The following is a 22,541-nucleotide window of genomic DNA, read 5'->3' as shown; positions in this document are numbered from 1 at the left end:
AATTTAATTTACTCTTTTTTCTGAATTAAATTGACGTGGCTGGTTTTTGATAAACTGGCAAAACTGATTATTAGGTAAGGGAGGTGAAAATAAATAGCCCTGCAATATATCACAGCCCAGACCCCTCAAAAGTTCTGCGTGCCTGTTTTCTTCTATGCCCTCTGCAACTACCTTTAACTTGAGCTCTTTGGCCAGGGAAATAGACGCTTTTACGGCGATCATATGCTTTTTATCCTCAAACATTTTATGGATAAAACTTTTATCAATTTTTAATTCTGAAAATGGACTTGTGATCAATTGCATTAATGATGAGTTTCCTGTGCCAAAATCATCTATCGCTGTGTTTACACCTTTCAGTCGTAATCGGCTTAAGGTATCTAAATATTTAGCCAAATCATTGGTAACCTCAGATTCAGTTACTTCCAAGGTTAGGTAATGTGGGGCGAGCTTATTATTTTCCAATAATTTAAAGATATGATCGGGGAAGGATAAAATCATCAAGTCAGATGGCATAACATTAATTGAAATAGAAATTAAATGACCTTTATCATGCCATTTTTTGCATTCTTTAATAGCAAATTCGGTAATTAGATATGTGAGTTTAGAGGATAAGTTATTTTTGATTATCTGCTCTAAGAATACCTGAGGTGCTAAAAGTCCATATTCAGGGTGGTGCCAGCGTACTAATGCCTCTGCACTGACGACTCTTCTTGATTCAGCATTTATTTGAGGTTGAAAATAGGCGACTAATTGCTCATCCGCGAATGCAGCCTTAAGTTCATTCTCACTAAAAACGAACTGGCGGTTACTGTGGTTATCACTAATTCGCAAATCATTTTTTATGTCATTTAAAACAGCAGAAATAGATGTGAGATTCATAGGTTTTTCTAATATCTGAACATTTTTAAAGCCATAATTCTCGGACATTGTTTTCACCGAACAGATAATTTCACTGGCTTCAGAACTCATCAGAACTAGACTCGCAGTGGTTTTTTTTTGTGCGATATAACGAACTAATTCAACACCATCGATACTTGGTAGATTTAGATCACAAAAAACAACCTCGTGGTCAGAGTCTTTTAATAAGCACAATGCCTCTGCACCATCGCTACTAAGTTGAATTTTGCATTCGGTTAATTTAGCTAAATGTCGATGCAATAAATTGCGTTGAAAAACGTCATCTTCAATTATTAATATATTGCAATGTTTCACTTTATCTACTTATAAATAACACAACTCAGATGCCTATACTTGAATTCTTCAATGAGGAGAAATATTTCTTAACCTATCTTCTATAGCAACACTATCTTGTTGTTTTTGAGCACGGTTTTTAATTATCGCTTAATTAAAGTTTAGGTTCTGTTCGATAGCGAACAGAACTCACTTATAAACTGGTTTATTATGAATAATTATTGAATCAATAGTCATGAGTGCATCCAAGCTAAATAACTCTCTATATAAAGGTTTTATTGAAAATTTGCATAGGGTCTTGTTGACAAGTTGGTATTTTGCAACAGACAAAAATAAAAAAAATTATAAATAATATAAAAGTTCGATTAAACCTGATTCGGCAATTAATCCCCATTTATGGGATGACACATTTAAATAAAAAAATTAAAAAAGGGAATTAAGGTAATTTTTATAGCTAAGAAAGTCATGCATGTACTGACTTGTAGCCTTTGTTTGAGATTCATAAAAGCTAAAGCGACTTAAACGAACTCTTAACTATAATTAGACTTAACTTTATATATGAAAAACAAAAAAACTGTTCTAATTATTGAAGATCAACAGGTTCATCAACATATACTCAAAAACATTTTAATAAAGTTAAAATTTAACGTACTGATTGCAGATAATGGTTTAACGGGGATAGAGGTAATCGAAAATTTTGAACATAAAATTGATTACATCATTTTAGATTTGCTGATGGAAAGATCAGATGGAATAGACTTTTTGTGTAAATATAAAGCGGCTAATAATATCCACACAGATACTGAAATAGTCCTATATAGCTCATCCAATTTTGAAGATCAGAAATCAGTTATCAATTTTGCAAATTCAATCGATTTAAAAATATTAACTATCTTGCCTAAACCCGCAAAACCATCAGATATATCCAAATTATTAATTTTGGATAAAATAAAAACTTTTCAGCAAAGTCCTAAAAAAGATTCATCGCCTCATATATTTTTGAATAGGCATGATATAACGAGTGCATTGGTTGAGAATGATTTTATCCCATATTACCAGCCCATTTTCGATGCTCAGTCAAAAAAAATTGTGGCTCTAGAGGTGTTAGCAAGACTTCCACATTCATTATATGGTGTGTTGTCACCTATTTCGTTTCTCGATTTAATCAAACAAATGGCAAGAACCAATGAATTGGATTGGAAAATCATACAGCAATGTTTAGAGCATTTTCACACATTGCATTTAGAGAAACACGATATAAAGTTAGCCATTAATATTTCGACAGAAACTTTGGAAGAAACAGATTTTGATATTGCATTCCTCGCCGCATTAGACCTATTTAGAGTACCACCGAAATTTATTACATTAGAAATAACAGAGAACTCCCCAATAGATAGCTCTACTGATGTATTAGCAAAACTATCACGTTTAAGGGTGCATGGTGTTTGTATTTCGCTTAATAATTTTGGTCGCGGATATTCATCACTGTCACTATTAGAAAATACTCTTGCAAACCAAATAAAAATAGACAGAAGCTATATAAAAGATATCAGTGAAAATCAACAACATGCGACCATATTAAGGTCAATAACACAAATAGCAAACAAGCTAAATTTGGAGATTGTAGTTGAAGGTGTAGAAAACCAACTTATTGAAGAAAAGTTATCTGCGTACAAGGTAAATTATTATCAAGGTTTTAAATATTCTAAGCCTTTAGATTTAGACTCAATAGAAATATTTTTAAAAAATAACGCCAGATTATTTTTAGAAAATGATTTAATGAGAAAAATCTAAATGCAGCAATATCCCTTTTGTTTAGATGTAATACGAGATATTTGTTTTAATGATGAAAATGAAATTAATGTATTATTCAAATTAGTTAAAGCTACAATTGAAGTTGATATTTTAAGCATTAAACAATCGATTAAAGAGCAAAATATTAGCAATTTAAGGAATAGGGTACACAACATTAAAGGTATGATTTTTGTTTTAGGTAATCCCTATCTAAATGATGTTTTCGTAAAAGCTAACGAGGTGTTAAGTAGGGGAGAATTTAGCGATGAATGTAAAATCATCATTATTCAACAGTGTATTGAAGAATCTGATGCGTTAATTAATCAATTTATGCAATGGACAAATTCGAGAGATTTTAATTAATTATAGAGATGTCAGTTAAAACGTCGGTTCTTTTATTTCTGTAGAATGGTTATTGAGTTTAAATCTCTAGGATATGTATAGGAAATTAAAGGCAGGAGTTGTTGCTGTAATCCTACCTTTAACTATTGAAAATTAAATATTACTAATATCAGTTTCACATTGATAATTTGAATCTGTTTTACCAGGGTAGTCAATTCGCATTTGGTTGTAATCGATATTATCAAAACTGGCATCGATGGTATCGGTAAATTTATCAGCTACCTCACCAATTGCATTGCCTTGCTCACCCAGCGCGTCAAATTCATGTTGGTGTTCATCCATTAATGCATCTAACTTGGCGACCACTATTTCTTGTTGCTTCAAGTAATTTTTATCAATGTATAAACTGTCTTCACTCTCTTGAATCGCTAATGCAGTTAACTTTTCAATTTGCTCAGTATATTCTTTTAATTCTTGCTCAAATGACTGAATAGGTAATTCTAATGAGGTCATTTTTTTCTCTTCTGCTTGTAGATCTTGGTAAGCTTCAATTTGAGCAGTATTCATTGGGTAATTGGCCACTACGTTGCAATTTTTCATCAAAGTAATGCTGTAGCCTGAATTAGTATCATTCTGCTGGGTGGCAAAAGCGGCACTAATTAATAAGCAAGATGAAATGGCTGCACAAGTTAGCGTGCGTTTATATGTGAGTATTGTTTTAAAAGTCATAGTTAGCCTCTCGTAATAGTTATGGTTATCTAATTGCTAATTGCAATTTCAGAGTTCGATAACTTATTAGTCGCGGCTAATAGAGAAAAAGTTTAGATTTTATTTTTGTGGGTGCTGAACTGCTAGCGGTTTATAAGAAAGCCCCATATACGCTTGACCTTTCCAGGCATCTAAAACGAAGCTGATGTTGGCGTTATCATTTGTCCATTCACTATTTAGCTTGTAGTCACCTTTTGAGGTTAACTGACAAAGGTGTTCAGCGTTTACTGTACTTAAGTCTACACTGTTATTAGTAACTACCTTTGCATCGCCATATTGCTTCTCAACTTCAGCTTTTACTTCGTTGTAGGCACTAACACAATCAGTAGCCTCTGCTGTAAAACCCTTGTAATACAGAATATTAACCAATACGCCATCGTCATTAAACAGATATTCTTTATGAAATTCGATATTAAATAAATGGCTTTCATAGGTGATACGCGTTGGTATTTCATCATCAGGTTTAGTTTTATGGCTTTGCTTGACCTCACTAAAACTTAGATTCCAATTTATGGCTTCTAAAGTTGAGCTATCAGTTGCCTGTGCATTAGCCGCACAAACAAACGAAAATAAAATAATAGGTAAATGCTTTAATGGTTTCATAGTAATACCTTAATCAGTTAATTACTTAGATATTGCCAGATACTATAGGTTAAGTCTTATAACAGATTGGTGTGCTATAACTCATTTATTGTTATAACAGATTTGTTTGCAAATCTATAACCGTTTTCAACATGGAAGTTGTATATGCCGTGAAGGCAGGGATGCCTAAGAACGGTCCATGGTGATTTGCATTGAATCATCCTTGTATCATCCTTGAATCAAAAACAAAAAATTGCTCCTCGGCAAATATTCCCTACATTGCTCTAACTACATACATCACTGTATTAGTGCATTTTTGTCATATAGGCCATCCATGGCCAAAAAAACCAACAATAAATGTTGGTTTATGGGGCGATAGAAGGTTTTAAAAGATCTCTTTGTAGCGACTGGTAAGCTTTTCAGCTTCTTCACGCAACGCTTCTAATAAGTATTGTGCTGCTGGTGGTAACTGGCGTTGAGCTCGTAATGTTACACCTATTGGGCCTGGTTCAATAATTAATGGAATATCCAAGCGTTTCATTAAGCCAATTTCTTCATAGGTTAATACAACTTGCAATGGTAATGCGGTGATCATGTCGGTATTTTTTAATAACGTGCGATTCGTTAAAATCGAGACTGACTCTACCGGATTCACTGGTACATCTAAACCTTCTCGGTGAAAAGCACCGTCAATCTCGCTTCTTAACATGGTCTCTCTTGGTGGCAATATCCATTGTTGATCAACCAAATCATGCAAGGTTAAGTTTTTTCTGCTCTGCAAAGGATGATCAGCACGGGCAACAATTACTACGGGTTCATGATAAAGCACTTCATTGGTTAAACCGTCTTGGTCAGGAACCTCTGGGATACGACCAACCATAATATCTAAATCATCTATTTTTAATGACTTAATTAATCGATCACCGGTTCCTTCTCTTAAAGATACAGAAACATTAGGACGATTTTTTTTAAGCCTAGCAATAGCATTTGGTAATAAAGTAGCACTAGCGGCTAATAAACTACCAACAGTAACACGACCTGTTAGTCCGCCTTGTAATGATGATAACTCTTCACTAGCGTGTTTAACCTGAGAAAGAATTAATTTAGCATGCTTAATTAATACTTCACCGTAAAGTGTTGGCGTTACCCCACGAGAAGATCGGTCAAATAATTCAATATTAAGAGCAGACTCGATATCACGAATAATTTTAGTCGCAGCTGGTTGAGCCATGTTATGGATTTGTGAAGCTTTAAAAATATTGCGCTGCTCACCAACGGTTACCAACAATTGTAAATATTTAAATTTTAAGCGCGATACTAAGTGGCGCTCTAGCATATTTGGGTTCATTAAATTTCCTTTGTTGGCAAGTTACTGCTCAATAACAATCTCTTTAATATAACAGAGTTAAATTCTATAACAAACTGGTTATAACCGTTTTAGTTACAAAAGCGTACACACTTCATCAAACTCAAACCTAGGTAAGCGCTGAAATATTTTCTTGGTGTCGCCATAGCCTAAACTACATAAAAAGTTACTTTTAATGCTAGTTCCACTGAAAAACTCATCGTCTGCTGCTTGATTATTAAAACCAGACATAGGGCCAATATCTAAGCCAAGTGCGCGTGCAGCTATCATCAGGTAGCCACCTTGCAAAGTACCATTACGAAAAGCCGTAGAGGAAATCATGGTAGGGTTGTTTTCAAACAAAGCTTGTGCTCCAGGGTTATGGGCAAATAACTTTGGCATATGCTTATAAAACTCCATGTCGTGACCAATAATAACGGTAACCGGAGCACTTAACACCTTGTCGACATTTAGCGGTGCGAGGCATTTTTTTAAACGTTTTTTGGCTTCATCAGTGCGAATGAATATAAAGCGAGCAGGGCAAGTGTTCATGCTCGTTGAACCCATTTTTACAATGTCATAAAGTTGTTTAAGTAAGTCATCACTTACCGGCTTATCTAACCAACCGTTATGACTCCTAGCTTCTCTTATAATTAAATCTAGGGCATTATCATTAAGAACTGGGCTATTAACTTTAAGCTCATCTGCTTTAAGTTGTGCACTTGCGATAGCTTGCAACTGTTGCTCGGTAAATTGTGGCTTATTCATAGTTTCAATCTTATCTGTTTCCAATTATTACCTTATCATCGACTTTTTATGATCATTTTTAAATTAAAATATAACCCCTTAGTTATAACTAAATGAATATATCAGAGCTCGATATTATAGCGTTGTATGCATAGTGGTGCTTGGGTATACTGGCTACAAGTTTTATTAAAGTATTCACTTGAAGTGAAGGTAGAGATTTATGGATATGTTGATTGAAATATTGCCTTTTGTAGCAATGATGTTAGTAACTGGTGTTGTCGGCGGAATCTTAGCCGGACTGTTAGGAGTTGGTGGCGGTATTGTTATTGTCCCTGTGCTTGACACTGCTTTAGGTTTTTACGGAGTAGACAGCGCAATAAGAATGCACATTGCGGTTGCAACATCATTAGCATGTATTATTTTAACCTCTATTTCTTCATCAAGAGCACACCATGCCAAAGGGGCAGTAGATTTTAATTTAATTAAAGTCTGGGGCCCTGCAGTTTTTATTGGTTCATTAATTGGCGCTATGGCGGCAAGCTATGTTGATAGCCAAGTGCTTTCGGCAATATTTGGTGTAGTGGCATTAATTGTTGCTATCAAAATGGCACTACCTTTAGATAACATTATTATCAGTCAAGATGTACCTCGCGGCATTGTCGCCCCAGCGACTCCCGTTGTTATAGGAGGCTTATCGAGCATGATGGGCATCGGTGGTGGTACGTTAAGTGTGCCGGTACTAACTTTGATGAATCAACCAATTCATCGAGCGGTGGGCACAGCAGCACTTATTGGCTTATTAATTAGCATACCGGGTACCATAGGTTTTATTGTGTCAGGTTATAGCGATCCGCGTTTACCACCAGGTAGTTTTGGTTATGTAAACCTTATAGGTTTTGCACTTATTTCACCGGTAACCGTATGGGCAGCACCAATAGGCGCTAAAATAGCTCACAGCCTAGATAAGCGTCATTTGAGCACTTTATTTGGTGGCTTCTTGTTCATTGTCGCCTGCCGAATGATCTATCGTACATTGGGTGCTTAATGCTTTATGTTCATTTGGTAAATTAATAATTTTTTTAGTCCCTTTAGAAACCTTTTTGTTTCAGGCAACAGCATTCCCTTTCGTGGTGCTGTTGCCTTTTTTTACCAAAGGCATCTCAACAGCTAATAAGTATGGTTGGTCCTAATTTATTAGGACGTTTTACTGCGATGAACTATATCACTCTTCAAAGCGTTATCCCCGATAACTCCTGTAATTCAAATAAAACTATTAGGTATTAATTTTACACAGATATATCGCAAAAAATAGAGGTGGACGCCTAGTTATAATAAAAATGTTATACGTGACATGAAAAAATTTAGTCGATATTTATAGCAAAAAACAGCACATTGTATACATGAATTTAACAACCAATTAATGGAGTGTAGCAATGACAAATTACGGTTTAGCTACTTATCAGCAAGGCGATGTAATTAGAACAGCCATTGTCTTTGAACAAAAATATTACGATCTTAAAACAGCCTACCGCGCTGTTTATCCAAATAACGCTCAAGTACCGTCTTGGACAGCAGATGTCACCCTAGCTTTATCGCAATGGCAACAAATAAATGCTGAAGTAGATGTGTTTGCCCAAGCTGCTGCTTTGCAGGTAGCAAGTCTAACGACCATTAGTGGTGATTACCAAGTATTAGCACCATTTAAGCCAACCACAATTTTTGGCACAGCATCTAATTATCATGAACACGCTGCTGAAATGAATACCATTTTAGCCGCCAAACCAGATAGCTCTCCTTATGTATTTATGAAAGCCACTAGCAGTGTTATTGGTACTAATAAATATGTAATTTTGCCTCCAGAAACTAAAAAGCTTGATTGGGAAGTTGAGCTGGGTGTGGTTATTGGCAAAACTGCACGTAGAGTTAAAGCAGAAGATGCACTTGATTACATTGCTGGTTATACCGTGGTAAACGATATCTCCGCCAGAGACCTGAATCATCGTACAGACTATCCATTTAAACACGATTGGTTTCGCGGCAAAAGTTGGGATACATTTTGCCCTATGGGGCCAGTATTTGTACCTAAAAGTGCAATAGCCGATCCGCATAAAGTTAAATTGGCGTTATACCTAAATGATAAACAAATGCAAGATGGTAACACTAGTGAATTAATTTGGGATGCATTCGAGCAAATTCAGTATTTATCTAGCATTCTTACGTTACAACCTGGTGATGTGATTATGACAGGTACTCCAGCAGGTGTTGGCAAAGGCATTGGTTTGTTCTTAAAACCTGGCGATGTATTACGAGCATCAGCTGAAGGTGTAGGTGAAATAATTAATACAGTTAAAGCCGAAGAATTTTAAGGGAGTAAACTATGTATAAACCACAACCATTAAAATTAGGACATTTAGTCTTAAAAGTTGACGACATTCAAGCTTCAGTGAAATTTTATCAAGACGTTGTAGGCCTAGAAATATCAGATTGGATAGATGACAAAATGGTGTTTATGCGCTCAAGCAGCGATCACCATGATATGGCTCTATTACAATTACCTGCGGATCAAATTGGTAAATTAGATCCTGAACATAATCGAGTGGAGCATTTTTCTTATCAAGTAGAGTCGCTAACTGAGATTAAACGTATAACGGCAATGTTGATTGAACGTGGAATTGAGATTGATCGTGGTGTAGGACGTCATGGTCCTGGAGATAATACATTCATCGTATTTAAAGACCCGGATGGTAACAATGTTGAGTTTTATTCAGACATGTTACAGATAACTGAAGATGCACCATATGAAGCCTCTGTGTGGAAAAGTGATGTTTTAGAAACATTTGACCAGTGGCATTTAAAAGACTTTGTGGTTGAGCCTCCGGCTAGAATTACCGCTATTTTGAAAAAAGATTAAAATAATCTATAAGGTTAGGAATAATTATGTCGATATTAGAAATTAATTCGAATCAATTTTATTATGAAGTGCATGGAGAAGGCGAGGCTGTAGTTTTAGCGCATGGTCTTGGTGGCAATCATGTAACTTGGTATCAGCAAGTAGCAGTATTAGCGAAAGCGTATAAAGTTATTACCTTTGATCATCGTGGTTTTGGCTCTTCAACAGATAATGACAAACTCGGAAGAGCTGGCTTTGTCAGTGATTTGTTAGCACTACTTGATCACCTAAACATTGACAAAGCTGCTCTTGTTGGCCAATCAATGGGTGGTGGCACAGCAATTAACTTTGCTAACAAATACCCAGAAAGGGTTGCTGGCTTAGTGATAGCCGATTCATTACATGGCTTAGTCGAGTCAGATGATGTTGCCAAAATAATGGATCAAGCTCGATTAAATACCAAAGATTTAACTCAGCTCGAACGCGTGTTAGGCGAAGCCTACCGTAATGAAAACCAAGCAGGTACGGTACTTTATCAGCAAATTAACAGCTTTAACGCTACCGATAAATCTAACTTAGTTGGGGACTATGCACCTGATAAAATACCTCCTCAAGAACTAGCAAACCTTGGTATTCCTGTTATGTTTATCAGCGGGCAAGACGATATCTTATTCCCGATAGATGCGGTGCGCTTAGTACAAGAGCAGATAGCTAATTCATTCATTGTTGAATTTGATAATTGTGGTCATTCGGCATTTTATGAACGAGCACAAGAATTTAACGATAGTGTTTTAAGTTTCTTACAAATGGCCGGATTAAATCCTAGTAGTAATTCAGCCCACAGTAATGCTTCTGGCTATGTAAAGGCGGGTTAATAAGTACAGTTAGCATAACTGCTTTAACCCTTAATTAACTGCATTTGGTAGTTATAAAAAATATTTAATTTGGTGTTTATGATGAGTAATAAAACAGTAGCACAACAAGTGGTCGATGCATTAATTGACTTAGGCGTTAAGCACGTATTTGGTGTTCCAAGCGGTGGTTGGGTCGATTATATGGAAGCAATGCGCACTACCGATGGTATTGACTTTGTTTTGGCGACACATGAAGGTGGCGCTGGATTTATGGCGGATGTCTATGGTCGCATTACTGGTGTACCAGGGGTTTGTTTTGGCACTTTTGGTCCTGGCGCAACCAATTTAGCAACAGGGGTTGGTAGTGCATATTTAGATCGCTCTCCAATGATCGCCCTAACTGATGAAATGGCTAGCGATAAACGCAACCGCATTGTACAAATGAATATTGATCATCAAGCACTATTTGCTCCATTAACTAAAAAAACTACGCGCTTAGAAGCGGATAAAGTCCGAGAGATTATTTTTGATGCGGCACAAGTTGCACTATCAGATGTACCAGGTCCTGTTCATATTGGTTTACCTGCAGGTATGGGTGGTCAAGTTAGTAAAGAACAAAATATCGCGCCTTATAAAATTAAGGCACAACCAAAAGCGGATAAAAACATTATTGAGCAAATGAAAACATTGTTTGCTAATGCAACTATGCCGGTTATCGCTTTAGGAATGCGAGCAGTTACTAGTGATGTTCAAACGCAAATACTTAAGTTTGCTGAACAAAATAAAGTACCCGTGGTTCTTAATCCAATGGCAAAAGGTATGATCCCAGAAAATCACCCATGCTACGCCGGCGTATTATTTCATGCATTAAGTGACGTAGTTGGACAAACTCATCAACAAGCCGATTTAGTTTTAAGTATTGGCTATGATGAGATTGAATTTAACTATGAAGATTGGATCCCAAATGTTCCGTTGGTAAGTATTGATATTGTTGCTACCGATCTGGACACTTCTGAATATACCTTAGCCTGTGATGTGATCGGCGACATTAAACATTCAGTTGAGCAACTTGTTAAAACTAAGTTTGCTGAAAAGTCATGGGACTTACCTGCTGTCGCAATACGTAAAGCAGATATGTTTGCGCAAATGACTTCTCATAATGGTGCTTTTGGCCCATGTTCTGCCTTAGATATATTACGTGAAAAGTTGCCTGAAGATGGCATCATGACCTGTGATGTTGGCGCTCACATCCACTTAATTGGACAAAAGTGGCCAACACCAAAGCCAGGTTTACAAATAATGACCAATGGTTGGTCTGCTATGGGGTTCGCAATTCCATCAGCCATTACTGCTAAAATAACCAACCCTAATACCAGTGTATGTGCGGTGGTTGGCGATGGCGGTTTTTTAATGACTGCTGGCGAGTTAGCCGTAGCGGTAAGAGAAAAACTTAAAATCGTATTTGTATTGTTTACTGATAACGATTTGGCGCTTATTCGTATTAAGCAAGAAAAGAAAAGTAACCCAATTTACGGTACTCCTATTCGAGAACGCGGAACTATTGGTGGCGATAACATCTTTGGCGTACCAGTTATTAAAGCGTTCGATCCAAGTGAATTTGATGCGGCGCTTGAACAAGCTTTTGCTGCAGATGGCCCGGTAATTGTCGAAGCGATATTAAATTCTCGTGAATATGACGACTTAGTACTTAGAAAGGATAAACCATAAAATGCCAGCATTAGCGACTAAACTTAACGATAGCCTGACAGTATCTAGCGACAGTGAGCAAAACAGCAATAACACTATTTTAATTAATGGTGATTGGATTGGCGCTAAGCAAACAATGTCCATTATTAATTCATTTGATAACAGCATTATTAGTGAAGTGTCGTGTGCGAATAATGACCATGTTGACCAAGCAATACAAAGTGCCAGACAAGCTTTTAAACGTAATCAATATCAACCAAGTCATCAACGTGCAGATATTTTAAAAGGCGCAGCGCAAAAGGTGTTGGCCAGGCTTGAAGAGTTTGCGCAAACAATAGCGCTTGAAACTGGTAAGTCAATTGTTGCAGCTCGAAAAGAGGTTACTCGTTGTGCTAATACGCTTAATTTATCGGCTGAAGAAGCAACTCGATTAACTGGTGAAACGGTGAAGTTTGATAGTTTTACCGGTGGCGAAAACCGTATAGGTTTTTATGAGCACATGCCACTTGGGGTTATTGTCGCTATCACGCCATTTAATGACCCGTTAAATCTTGCTGCCCATAAATTAGGGCCAGCACTTGCGGCAGGTAATTCAGTTATTTTAAAGCCATCTCAACAAGCTCCTTTATCGGCAATTAAGCTGGTAGAAGTGTTAATTGAAAGTGGCTTACCAGCAGGGCAAGTGAACGTACTTACCGGTTATGCCAGAGACTTTGCTGAGCAGTTGGTTTCTAGCAAAGATGTAGCAATGGTGACTTACACTGGTGGTGAAGCATCGGGTGAAATTATTGCCAAAAATGCCGGCATTAAAAAGCTAGCGATGGAGCTTGGCGCTAATTCACCGGTGATTGTGATGAATGACAGTAACATTGATAAAGCTGTAGAGTCTTGTGTATCAGGTTCATATTGGGCCGTTGGCCAAAACTGTATTGGTGTACAACGTATTTACATTGAACAGGGCATCTATCAGCAGTTCAAAGCGAAATTTATTGAACAAACCGCGCAGTTGAAAGTTGGCGATCAGTTAATTGATGGCAATGACATTGGACCTATGATCAACGAAACTGAAGCCAAACGTATCGAAAACTGGGTAAATAGCGCAGTTAATAAAGGTGCTAATTTGTTAGTAGGCGGCAAACGTGATGGCGCATGTTATTACCCAACGGCATTAGATAATGTTGCACAAAGTGAAAATTTGATTTGCCAAGAAGCCTTTGGCCCAGTGGTAAGCTTATTTCCATTTAGCGATTTAGATGAAACCATTGAACTAGCCAATAATGTTGAATTCTCAATTCATGGCGCAGTATTTACTGCAAACATTAATACTGCAATGAAAGTATCTCGTGAGCTTGATGTTGCAGGGGTTATGGTAAATGACTCCAGTGACTACCGTTTAGATGCTATGCCATTTGGCGGTGCAAAACGCGGCAGCATGGGTAGAGAAGGCGTTAAATTTGCAATAAAAGAAATGACCCATACAAAAGTCTTTTGTATGAATTTGGATGCTTAACCTGAACTCAGAATAAACACTCATTATCCCAAGATCAGGTTACTAAACTCATCCTAACGATTTAGTTTAAACCTCCCTAGTAACAAACGTTGTACACAATGTGTAGCGCTTGTATTTTTACTTCAGGGATGAAGGAATGCAAATCGCCAAGGATGGCAATAGATTTGTAACTTTGCAAGTTATCTGCTTTAACGTACTATGTTATTAACTCTTCCTAATAACTCAGTATGTTCTATGGCCAGTTTAACCATTTCCGATAAAATTTATAATCAACTTTCTAGCGCAATTATATCTGGTGAATTAAAACCAGGACAAAAGCTCGAAGAGCAAGACATAGCTGATCAATACGGTGCATCTCGAACGCCTATACGTGAAGCTTTTCGTTTATTGCACACCAATGGTTTAGTGGAAAGTAAGCCTCATAAAGGTGTTGCTGTTATTGAGTTAGATATCGATCAACTGGCCGATATGTATGAAGCCTTGGCTGAATTGGAAGCATTGTGTGCAGGCCTTAGTGCAGAACGTATGACTATGGTTGAGCGAAAACAATTACTGCGTTTGCATGAGCAGTCTAAACAAGCTGTAGAATCTGAAAGTGTTGATGAATTTGCCAACTTAAATAACCAAATTCATCACGCTATTCATCAAGGCTCTCGCAATATAACCTTGCTAGAAACCATTAGTACGTTACGAAAACGGCTTAGTTTGTATCGTCAACCTTGGTTATTTGAAAAACGTAATCGTCTCGAAGCATCATTTCTCGAACATGAAGATCTCGTTGAAGCCATAAGTAAAAGCCAAAAAGAAATGGCTTTTAATGCGATGAAAAATCATATTTCTAATACTAGTATGGGCACATTAGACTATTTGATGAGACAAAAATAGATATGCAACTTTAAGTTTGAGCGCAAAAGCTAACTTTTATCACTCATATATTTAAGGGCTTATCGCGAGCATTATCCAACGTAATATTAAAAAGTCTGACGTATTTTAAAATAACTCACAGTTTGTTAATAATACGTAAGAGCAAGCTAATCATCACTGATATGTTTTAAACCAATAACTATTTATTTAGTTAGCAGAATAAAAATATTATTGGAGAGCAGCATGTCATTTGCAAAAGTTTCTGTACTAAAGTTATCAATGCCAAGCCTAGCATGGAAAATAGTACAAACTATTTTGTGGCTAATTGGTGTCATCATTGTCAGTTTACTTTTATTTAAACCAGATCTTGGTATTTTACTTTTTTGGAATTTATTAATTCCTATAGCACCAGCAATTGTGGTTATTATTCCTGGGGTATGGCGCAATATATGCCCAATGTCATCCTCGGCATTGCTGCTAACTAAGCTAGGGCTTTCTCAGCAGAAAAAAATAAGTATTCACAACACAGGTAAACTGTTTTCTGCTGGCGTTGTTGCGTTAATATTAATTGTCCCGCTTAGACATTTGTTACTCAACACTAGCGGTCCTTCCACTGCCGTAATGCTATTAATCGCTACAGCTATTGCCATTGTTATGGGATATAAATATCAATGGCGAAGTGGCTGGTGTGCCTCGCTTTGTCCAATACATTCCGTGGAGCGCCTTTATGGCAGTACACCAGCTTTTACCACTGATAATGCGCACTGTACAACTTGTGAAAAATGCACGTCTATTTGCCCTGACTCAACCAGGCAAATGTCGGCAGCAATAACTCGAAATGTATCTATGGAAAAATTATCAGGTTTAGTGATGACTGGTGGTTTTGTCGGTTATATCTGGGGCTGGTATCATGTTCCTGATTACGTAGAGGTTGGTTTTTGGCAGGTGGTCACTGCATATGCATTGCCACTAGGCGCTGGGCTTATATCTCTTGCCATATACCTGTTACTAAGAAAGCTACTTGCTCCAGCAGCGATTCGTGATGTGAATAAGGTTTTCGCAACGTCAGCTGTAATTTGTTATTACTGGTATCGTTTGCCCTCTCTTGTCGGTATGGGCCTATACCCTGATGATGGAGTACTAATCAATCTATCTGATACTTTACCAGGTTGGTTTCCTATTGTGCTTAAATTGGCGAGTGCGTTGTTCTTTGTTTGGTTTATGCTGTTTCGAAACCTAAACAGACAGAAAAGAAGTTGGAGTACGCGTCCGGAATATGCAATTAAAGTAAGCAATATATAGTCTAAGGCCTCATATTATCCACTAAAAGGATAATATGAGGTGTTATACCAAGCCCATTAATTATCTGCTAATTAGTTAGTTTTTCTTTGCCTGGATGAATAGTGCCACAATTTTTACACGTTCTTGCATCCATATTGTTGTGAAAAGCTTCATAGGCTTTGGGCAAGTCTTCAACAATAGACAATATTTCAGCTTCAATTTGATAGACCATTTCATAACAATTTCCACAGTGCCATTGCAGCTTATCTAATTGTCCCTCAGGTCTTGCCGGCTCTACAACTAAACAAATGCTGTCGGGCTCTGGTCGCTGTGGAGAATGCAATACACCTGCGGGTAACATCAGCATTTCGCCTTCTTTTATATGAATTTCACACGGCTTGCCGCCCTCATCGAATGAATTTAAATAACAATTCCCTTTGAGTTGATAAAATAATTCTTCAACAGGATTACAATGATAATCTAAGCGCTCATTAGGCCCGCCTACCATCATCACCATCATATCGGCATCTTTGAAAATTAATTCATTATTTACCGGAGGGCGTTTTAATAAGTGTTGATTGTCGTTAATCCACTTTTGCACGTTTAATGCTTTTGGCATAGCCATAATAGCTTCCTCTGTTTTGTTAGTGTTATCTTATACCAATTCCATTAAGTTTGTTCTCACTGAGTGGGAAAAAACTTAACGGACTTGCTATTACTATATCTTGAGGAATTGTTAATAAATTGATGCAAATCAGGTGTGAACAGTACTGGTTATCGTGAATTATTGCCTTGTTATATGAGTTTGTGTATGGATATTATAATGTGATGAAGTTAAAGTTTTTCACTAACTTTAACCTTCATATCATGGAGTTTATCAGTGACAATTATTTGACATGCTAAACGTGAATTTTTATTAGAGTTTTTTAGTTTTGATAGCACTTGTTCCTCACCAAAATACTTAGTGGATAATTTATCTATGTAAGTTCCATCAACCGAAATTAAACAAGTGCCACAACTACAACAACCATTGCAAATAGCGGGAATACCTTGGATATTATTTTCAACAGCGGCAACCATAAGGCTTAAACCGTTTTCTGCAGTTACAGTTTTCTTATCGCCATTTCGTTGGATAAAAGTGATTTTAGGCATAGTTTTTCCTGGAGTGTTAGTTGTAAAAACATGATTAATTTAAGGTATGGGGTAATTGCAGTGTACGAACGCAAGTACATAAGGCCAAACTAGTTAATATAAACTTTAATAACACCATAAAATGTTGATTTGGTATTTTGTTGCGTAAATAATTACCCAGTATTGAACCGAATGTAGCACCAACAACCGAGGCTAAAATCAATTGCCAGTACTCTAAAAATTGAAAACCGATCACGCTGTACACTAAAACTTTATTTAAGTTGGTAATACCCATTAACAATGAAGCGGTAGCGATAATTTGCTCTTTTTCAGTAAGCTTTTTATACAATAAAGTAACGGTTATTGGCCCCGGAGCACCTACTAATAACCCAAGTCCAGCTTGAATTGCACCAACAATATAAAAGCTTTCAAATTTACTAAATAATCTTTCAATGGGTTTTAACCAAAGCGTTAATAATAAATACACTGAAATAAATAATGGTAAATTTTGGCTGGAAATATTAATTAAAAATGTACTGAACAGTGCGGTGCCTACTAATGCTCCTATGATGAACTGACCAACAAAAGGCCAATATACATGTTTAAAGCAAAACGCTAATCTTGAACTGTTACTGGCAAATTGGGTAATACCATGAATAGGGATAATTGCAGTTGCAGGCACAAAAAACGGTAATATTAATACTAAGATCATGCCACCACCCATGGCACAAATTCCGGCCAGAGTGGAGGTGAAAATAGCGATTATAAACAGACTCACCTCATTTGCCATCATCGCCAATATCACCTATTTATCTTAAGCCTTATGTCTATAATGTTTTATAGGTTTCTGTGCCTACCCAGCCACGCTCAGAAATATCAACCATGATGTTTTCTGGTCCATTCATTTTATATTCAGCATTATCTTTAGCAGGATTTTTACCTAATCCTTGAGCTAAATTTACATCGTGACGTGGTTGGTAACCATTTTCTTGAAACTCACCGACCATGGCTTCAATATCTTCACATTGAAAACCAATATGGTGCAGGCCAACATAGCCTTGAGGAAATTCTTTTCCGGCAGCAGGTCCATTTTTAAAATTTAAAATAGCCAAGTTTACATTGCCGTCAGTTACGTAATAACCATTAGCATTACGACTAGCTACAACACCGGCAACAGACCAGCCCATAACGTTTACAAAGAAATCTCTGCTTGCATCAGGATCGGCCGATGCCATGGCTAAATGTTTTAATTTGATTACTTTCTTACTCATAATATTTTCCTAAATTTGTAAATTGAATTTTTCTATTCTTTCTAGCTGCCAACTCGAAGTGGTGTAGTAATTGAACGCAGGGCGGTTATTACACTTAATGCTGTAATTCGACCCGTTCCCGGATTTTCAATGGTTGGCACATTCTCAATGGTTAATGCAAAGCTTGCGCTATCGGCATCAACATTGATGTAATGGGTATTTCTGGTTTTAGTCGGATCTGCCCAAATTTCTAATTGAGTTTTATCCGCGCCCACGCCGGCTAATCCAAGTGCTGCAGCTACGTTGACGTTTGATGGGAATTTTTCGGCGCCTTCACGAGCACTACCTTTAAAGACTTGCAATGGCTCAGTTAAATTCGATATATCGATGTTGTTCTCGACAATGTACTTTGCTTTAGTTAAAGATGTTGGTGGCTTACGAGTAACCATAGTTACTGAATGGATAGTGCTTTCAGCTGCAGCTCGAACTGCATCTAAACCCAAAAGGGCACCGGTAGCTAGAATGATTTGTCCGCCGCTATTTTTAGCAACATCAACAATGTTAGGGTTTTGCAATATAGCTGCTCCGCTTACAGTTACTAAGATTTTTCCCTGTTTTAACGTTGGTTCGGCAACACTCATAAAAGCTGATGTAGGTGCACATTCAACAACAACATCAACGATATTAGCTAAGTCTTGTGCCGCAACAACGGTGACTGTTTTTTTAAAACTTTTAAGGTTCTGTTTGGCTTTATCCAGATTACCTGATGTAATTGCGGTTAGCTCTAAACCTTCCATACCATCATCTAGTGCCTGGCCGACAACTTGGCCAATAGTACCAAAGCCAGCAATACCTACTTTTAACGTGTTTTTCATAATTAAATCTTCAATATGTGTTATTTTAAACGTTGCTTGTTTTTGTATTCCTTCTTTCTGTATTGTATACACTGAAAGAAGGCGAACCCGCAGCACTGATTAAAGCTACTGCAGACTCTAGGGAGTTACTAGGACTAGAAAGGTAGAACCATTAGCTTTCGCTTTTACGAATTGGCAACTCAGGGTACTTACCCATCATCAGTATACAGACACAACAGAGAATCATAATTGCTGACATTGCCCATAAAACTTCGGTATAACGCCCTACCGCATCAAAAGTTAAGCCCATGATTAAAGGACCGATACTTGCGCCAAGTTTAAAGCCTGAATAACTATAACCGTAGACTTCACCAAATGAGCGTTGACCAAAGTACTTACTAGTAAAGTACGCCATCACATCAAATTCAGCGCCAATGGCAATACCAATTAATGCTGTACAAATAGCGGCTTCAAAACCAGACGCGCCCATGGCAAATAAAGCAAGACCGATGACAGGACCAAACATAAAGGCGATAACCACATAAGGGGCAAAGAACTTATCCATTAAATAGCCAGCGAGTAATCGGCCACCAACAATCGACATACCTAAATAAGCAAAAGTGCCGATCGCTTCTTTGATACTCATGCCGCGGTCAGTCATCATCGGAATTAAATGTACCAAGACCGTTGAAGTACAAAGACCGGTAATTAAAAATGAAGTAAACATCAACCAGAAGGTTTTTTGCTTAATTGCTTCTTTCGTGGTGTAACCGACTAATTGTGTATTTGGTTTTGAGAAAGAAGTTTGTTGTGCACTAGGAGCATCAGTTGATCCGTCTGGACATAAACCAATATCACTGGGTTTATCTTTAAAAATAAACTTACTAATAGGTAAGGCAATAACTAAGATAAGTACGCCAATGGCAAGGTACGCTTCACGCCAGGTATAGTGCTCCATAAAGTAAGAAGCAATTAATGGTACCATCGTAGTACCTAGCCCAACACCCGCTAAACCAATACCTAAAGCAAGGCCTCGCTTTTTATTAAACCAGCTAACTAATAATTTTGAATAGGTTAACGGAGCTGTACCAGCGCCTAATAATGGGATAACAACACACATAGCGTATAAATGCCAAATTGACGGAGTAAGTAGTGACATTGACGCTATGGTGAGGGCAAATAAGAAAGTGGAAGGCACCAATATTTTTTTAACGCCATGTTTATCTATCATTCGACCGACATAGGGGAAAAACACGATAGCCGTAATACCAATAATCGTAGGACCAAATGATATTTGCCCTCGGGTCCAGCCGAAGCTTGTTTCAAACGCTTTGATAAAAGTACCAAAAGACATAGCAATTACGCTATATCCAAGCGACAGCCCGATAATTGTACCTATCACAATCCACCAACCATAAAATATTTTATTTGTTTTCATTGTTGTATCCATTTCAGATGTTAGTGGTGCTTTAACCAATTCGTTCGACATAATAACCTCATTTACATTTAGTATACGAACAAACCTAATTGTATACATGGCAACTGTCAAGCCAATATTTTTGATGATTGTTAAAATCTCTCATTTTGAAAATTTCCTTTTTAGCCGCTCAAAACGCGTCACTATTAGACTTTACATTGCCTAATACGTTGGCAAATTTAATTACGATAAAACTGTTCTAAATTTCTTCAAGTCAATAAACACAAGTCATGCAAGATTAATTATAGCTAGGCTGAAATTTTTCTTTAAAGGTTTGTGTTGATGCTATTCGACCACAGCAAAGTACAATTTTCAATGTGAATAAAACCTCTTGGCAATAACTTTTTTGTTATAGCTAAGGTGTTAAATATTATTTTTATATTATGGCTTGGTTTAATAAAGTAGGGGTATTGAAAAATACTGCCCAGAAAGAGCATTACTTATGAACAACACTATACCTCATGCAGGTTCTGTTTTAAAAAATTACATTGGCGGCGAGTTTGTTAGCAGCGATATGCTATTTGATAACGTGAACCCTGTTGATGGCACTATTATTAATCAAGTCGCAGAAGCAAATCAGCAAATGGTTGACCAAGCTGTAATCGCAGCTCAATCTGCATTGCATGGAGAGTGGGGCAAATTATCACTAGAACAGCGTTGTAAATTATTACATAAAGTAGCCGACGGAATAGATGCTCGCTTTGATGAGTTTGTTACTGCAGAAATGGCTGATACCGGTAAATCATTTTTTCAGGCCCGTACTATTGATATTCCTCGCGGCGCAGCAAATTTTAAAATTTTTGCCGACATGGTCAAATCACAATCATCGGAATGTTTTCACACAGACACACCTGACGGTAAAGGTGCATTGAATTATGCAGTAAATAAACCGCTTGGCGTAGTTGCCGTAATTGCCCCTTGGAATTTACCGCTTTTGTTAATGACCTGGAAACTTGCTCCGGCTATGGCTGCAGGTAACGTTATTATCGCAAAACCCTCTGAAGAAACACCGGCAACAGCAACACTACTCGCCGAAGTAATGCATGACGCAGGAATTCCAAAAGGTGTGTTTAATCTGGTTCATGGTTTTGGTCATAAATCTGCAGGCGAATTTTTAACGACCCATAAAGGTGTTGATGCAATTACCTTTACAGGTGAGTCAAGCACTGGCTCAGCAATTATGAAAGCTTCTGCTGATGGTGTAAAAGCATTGTCATTTGAACTTGGCGGTAAAAATGCCGGCATTATTTTTGATGACTGTGACTTTGATGAAGCCGTAGCTGGCACGGCCCGCTCGGTATTTACCAATGGTGGTCAAGTTTGTTTATGTACAGAACGCTTATATGTTCATCGCTCTATTTTTGACAAGTTTGTTGATGCGCTAAAAGTGAAAGCCGAAGCACTTAATATCGGCTGGCCTTTAGATGAAAGCACCGACATGGGCCCGGTGATCTCACACAAGCATCGTGACAAAGTTCTTGCCTATTACCAAAGTGCTATTGATGACGGTGCGACTGTCATTACCGGTGGCGGCGCACCAAGTTTTGGTGATGCTCGTGATAACGGTGCCTTTGTACAACCAACAATTTTTACCGGATTGTCTGAGCAGAGCAAAATTGTGAAAGAAGAAGTTTTTGGTCCAGTTTGTCATATCACTCCATTTGATGATGAAGACGAAGCGATAGCAATGGCCAACGATAGTGACTACGGTCTGGCTGCAACCGTTTGGACAACTAATTTACAGCGCGCTCACCGCGTGGCAGGTCAAATGGATGTCGGTATTTGTTGGGTCAATTCTTGGTACTTACGAGATTTGAGAACACCATTTGGCGGGATGAAATTATCAGGCGTTGGCCGTGAGGGTGGGGTTCATTCTCTTAATTTTTATTCTGAACCAACCAATATTTGTATCAAGCTTTAATACTGCTAACCCTTAAAACTGAATACTACTGTT

22 protein-coding genes are annotated in these 22,541 nt (G+C 37.5%); 11 read left to right on the top strand and 11 right to left on the bottom strand.

The features are described from left to right. Positions 1-3: 3 nt before the first annotated feature. Positions 4-1,212, bottom strand: coding sequence for an EAL domain-containing response regulator (locus RGQ13_RS14665; protein ID WP_348390492.1), 1,209 nt, complete (start codon positions 1,210-1,212; stop codon positions 4-6). 537 nt (positions 1,213-1,749) lie between these two features. Between RGQ13_RS14665 and RGQ13_RS14660 the strand changes: the two genes are divergently transcribed. Together RGQ13_RS14660 and RGQ13_RS14655 are read left to right on the top strand one after the other, a co-directional pair. Further along, positions 1,750-2,985: an EAL domain-containing response regulator gene (locus RGQ13_RS14660; RefSeq protein WP_348390491.1), complete on the top strand. Its 1,236-nt coding sequence runs from the start codon at positions 1,750-1,752 to the stop codon at positions 2,983-2,985. Beyond that, positions 2,986-3,348, top strand: a complete 363-nt coding sequence (locus tag RGQ13_RS14655; protein ID WP_348390490.1) for a hypothetical protein — start codon at positions 2,986-2,988, stop codon at positions 3,346-3,348. It begins immediately after the preceding gene. A 132-nt stretch (positions 3,349-3,480) separates the two neighbouring features. On the opposite strand, the gene RGQ13_RS14650 is transcribed toward RGQ13_RS14655, so the two are convergent. From RGQ13_RS14650 to RGQ13_RS14635, 4 genes are all read right to left on the bottom strand, one after another. Continuing rightward, positions 3,481-4,056 (bottom strand): hypothetical protein, encoded by a 576-nt coding sequence (locus RGQ13_RS14650; RefSeq protein WP_348390489.1) that lies wholly within the window; start codon positions 4,054-4,056, stop codon positions 3,481-3,483. A 99-nt stretch (positions 4,057-4,155) separates the two neighbouring features. After that, the gene (locus RGQ13_RS14645) at positions 4,156-4,698 is read right to left on the bottom strand and encodes a hypothetical protein (protein WP_348390488.1); all 543 of its coding nucleotides are present in this window, start codon (positions 4,696-4,698) and stop codon (positions 4,156-4,158) included. A 364-nt stretch (positions 4,699-5,062) separates the two neighbouring features. After that, positions 5,063-6,025, bottom strand: coding sequence for a LysR family transcriptional regulator (locus tag RGQ13_RS14640; RefSeq protein WP_348390487.1), 963 nt, complete (start codon positions 6,023-6,025; stop codon positions 5,063-5,065). 93 nt (positions 6,026-6,118) lie between these two features. Continuing rightward, positions 6,119-6,790, bottom strand: a complete 672-nt coding sequence (locus tag RGQ13_RS14635) for a malonic semialdehyde reductase (RefSeq protein ID WP_348390486.1) — start codon at positions 6,788-6,790, stop codon at positions 6,119-6,121. 199 nt (positions 6,791-6,989) lie between these two features. Here RGQ13_RS14635 and RGQ13_RS14630 point away from each other — a divergent pair, with 199 nt between their 5' ends. The 8 genes from RGQ13_RS14630 (at position 6,990) to RGQ13_RS14595 (ending at position 15,896) form a co-directional block, all read left to right on the top strand. Continuing rightward, positions 6,990-7,814 carry a sulfite exporter TauE/SafE family protein gene (locus RGQ13_RS14630; RefSeq protein WP_348390485.1) on the top strand — a complete coding sequence of 275 codons (825 nt, stop codon included), beginning with the start codon at positions 6,990-6,992 and terminating at the stop codon, positions 7,812-7,814. A 388-nt stretch (positions 7,815-8,202) separates the two neighbouring features. Beyond that, on the top strand, positions 8,203-9,135 hold the full coding sequence (locus RGQ13_RS14625) for a fumarylacetoacetate hydrolase family protein (protein ID WP_348390484.1): 933 nt from the start codon (positions 8,203-8,205) through the stop codon (positions 9,133-9,135). An 11-nt stretch (positions 9,136-9,146) separates the two neighbouring features. Next, complete coding sequence (locus tag RGQ13_RS14620; protein ID WP_348390483.1) at positions 9,147-9,680, top strand: VOC family protein; 534 nt, start codon at positions 9,147-9,149, stop codon at positions 9,678-9,680. A gap of 26 nt (positions 9,681-9,706) precedes the next feature. Then, positions 9,707-10,534 carry an alpha/beta fold hydrolase gene (locus RGQ13_RS14615; protein ID WP_348390482.1) on the top strand — a complete coding sequence of 276 codons (828 nt, stop codon included), beginning with the start codon at positions 9,707-9,709 and terminating at the stop codon, positions 10,532-10,534. Between the two features lie 81 nt (positions 10,535-10,615). Further along, the gene (locus RGQ13_RS14610) at positions 10,616-12,241 is read left to right on the top strand and encodes a thiamine pyrophosphate-binding protein (RefSeq protein ID WP_348390481.1); all 1,626 of its coding nucleotides are present in this window, start codon (positions 10,616-10,618) and stop codon (positions 12,239-12,241) included. Between the two features lies 1 nt (position 12,242). Beyond that, positions 12,243-13,730, top strand: a complete 1,488-nt coding sequence (locus RGQ13_RS14605; RefSeq protein WP_348390480.1) for an aldehyde dehydrogenase family protein — start codon at positions 12,243-12,245, stop codon at positions 13,728-13,730. Between the two features lie 234 nt (positions 13,731-13,964). Continuing rightward, positions 13,965-14,615 carry a GntR family transcriptional regulator gene (locus RGQ13_RS14600; protein WP_348390479.1) on the top strand — a complete coding sequence of 217 codons (651 nt, stop codon included), beginning with the start codon at positions 13,965-13,967 and terminating at the stop codon, positions 14,613-14,615. 222 nt (positions 14,616-14,837) lie between these two features. Then, the gene (locus RGQ13_RS14595; protein WP_348390478.1) at positions 14,838-15,896 is read left to right on the top strand and encodes a hypothetical protein; all 1,059 of its coding nucleotides are present in this window, start codon (positions 14,838-14,840) and stop codon (positions 15,894-15,896) included. 67 nt (positions 15,897-15,963) lie between these two features. On the opposite strand, the gene RGQ13_RS14590 is transcribed toward RGQ13_RS14595, so the two are convergent. From RGQ13_RS14590 to RGQ13_RS14565, 6 genes are all read right to left on the bottom strand, one after another. Then, on the bottom strand, positions 15,964-16,500 hold the full coding sequence (locus RGQ13_RS14590) for a 3-hydroxyanthranilate 3,4-dioxygenase (RefSeq protein WP_348390477.1): 537 nt from the start codon (positions 16,498-16,500) through the stop codon (positions 15,964-15,966). 209 nt (positions 16,501-16,709) lie between these two features. Next, positions 16,710-17,027 (bottom strand): 2Fe-2S iron-sulfur cluster-binding protein, encoded by a 318-nt coding sequence (locus RGQ13_RS14585; protein WP_348390476.1) that lies wholly within the window; start codon positions 17,025-17,027, stop codon positions 16,710-16,712. Between the two features lie 34 nt (positions 17,028-17,061). After that, on the bottom strand, positions 17,062-17,799 hold the full coding sequence (locus RGQ13_RS14580) for a sulfite exporter TauE/SafE family protein (protein ID WP_348390475.1): 738 nt from the start codon (positions 17,797-17,799) through the stop codon (positions 17,062-17,064). Positions 17,800-17,833: 34 nt separating this feature from the next. Continuing rightward, the gene (locus RGQ13_RS14575) at positions 17,834-18,277 is read right to left on the bottom strand and encodes a VOC family protein (protein WP_348390474.1); all 444 of its coding nucleotides are present in this window, start codon (positions 18,275-18,277) and stop codon (positions 17,834-17,836) included. 41 nt (positions 18,278-18,318) lie between these two features. Next, positions 18,319-19,131, bottom strand: coding sequence for an aspartate dehydrogenase (locus RGQ13_RS14570; RefSeq protein ID WP_348390473.1), 813 nt, complete (start codon positions 19,129-19,131; stop codon positions 18,319-18,321). A gap of 151 nt (positions 19,132-19,282) precedes the next feature. After that, complete coding sequence (locus RGQ13_RS14565; protein WP_348390472.1) at positions 19,283-20,599, bottom strand: MFS transporter; 1,317 nt, start codon at positions 20,597-20,599, stop codon at positions 19,283-19,285. Positions 20,600-21,029: 430 nt separating this feature from the next. Between RGQ13_RS14565 and RGQ13_RS14560 the strand changes: the two genes are divergently transcribed. Next, entirely contained in the window at positions 21,030-22,508 is a 1,479-nt protein-coding gene (locus tag RGQ13_RS14560) for a 2-hydroxymuconic semialdehyde dehydrogenase (RefSeq protein WP_348390471.1), read from the top strand. The last annotated feature ends 33 nt before the right edge of the window (positions 22,509-22,541 follow it).

Source organism: Thalassotalea psychrophila (assembly GCF_031583595.1).
Taxonomy (GTDB): Bacteria; Pseudomonadota; Gammaproteobacteria; order Enterobacterales; family Alteromonadaceae; genus Thalassotalea_A; species Thalassotalea_A psychrophila.
Note: the sequence above shows the minus strand (reverse complement) of the source record. Positions and strands in the feature narration are given on the sequence as shown.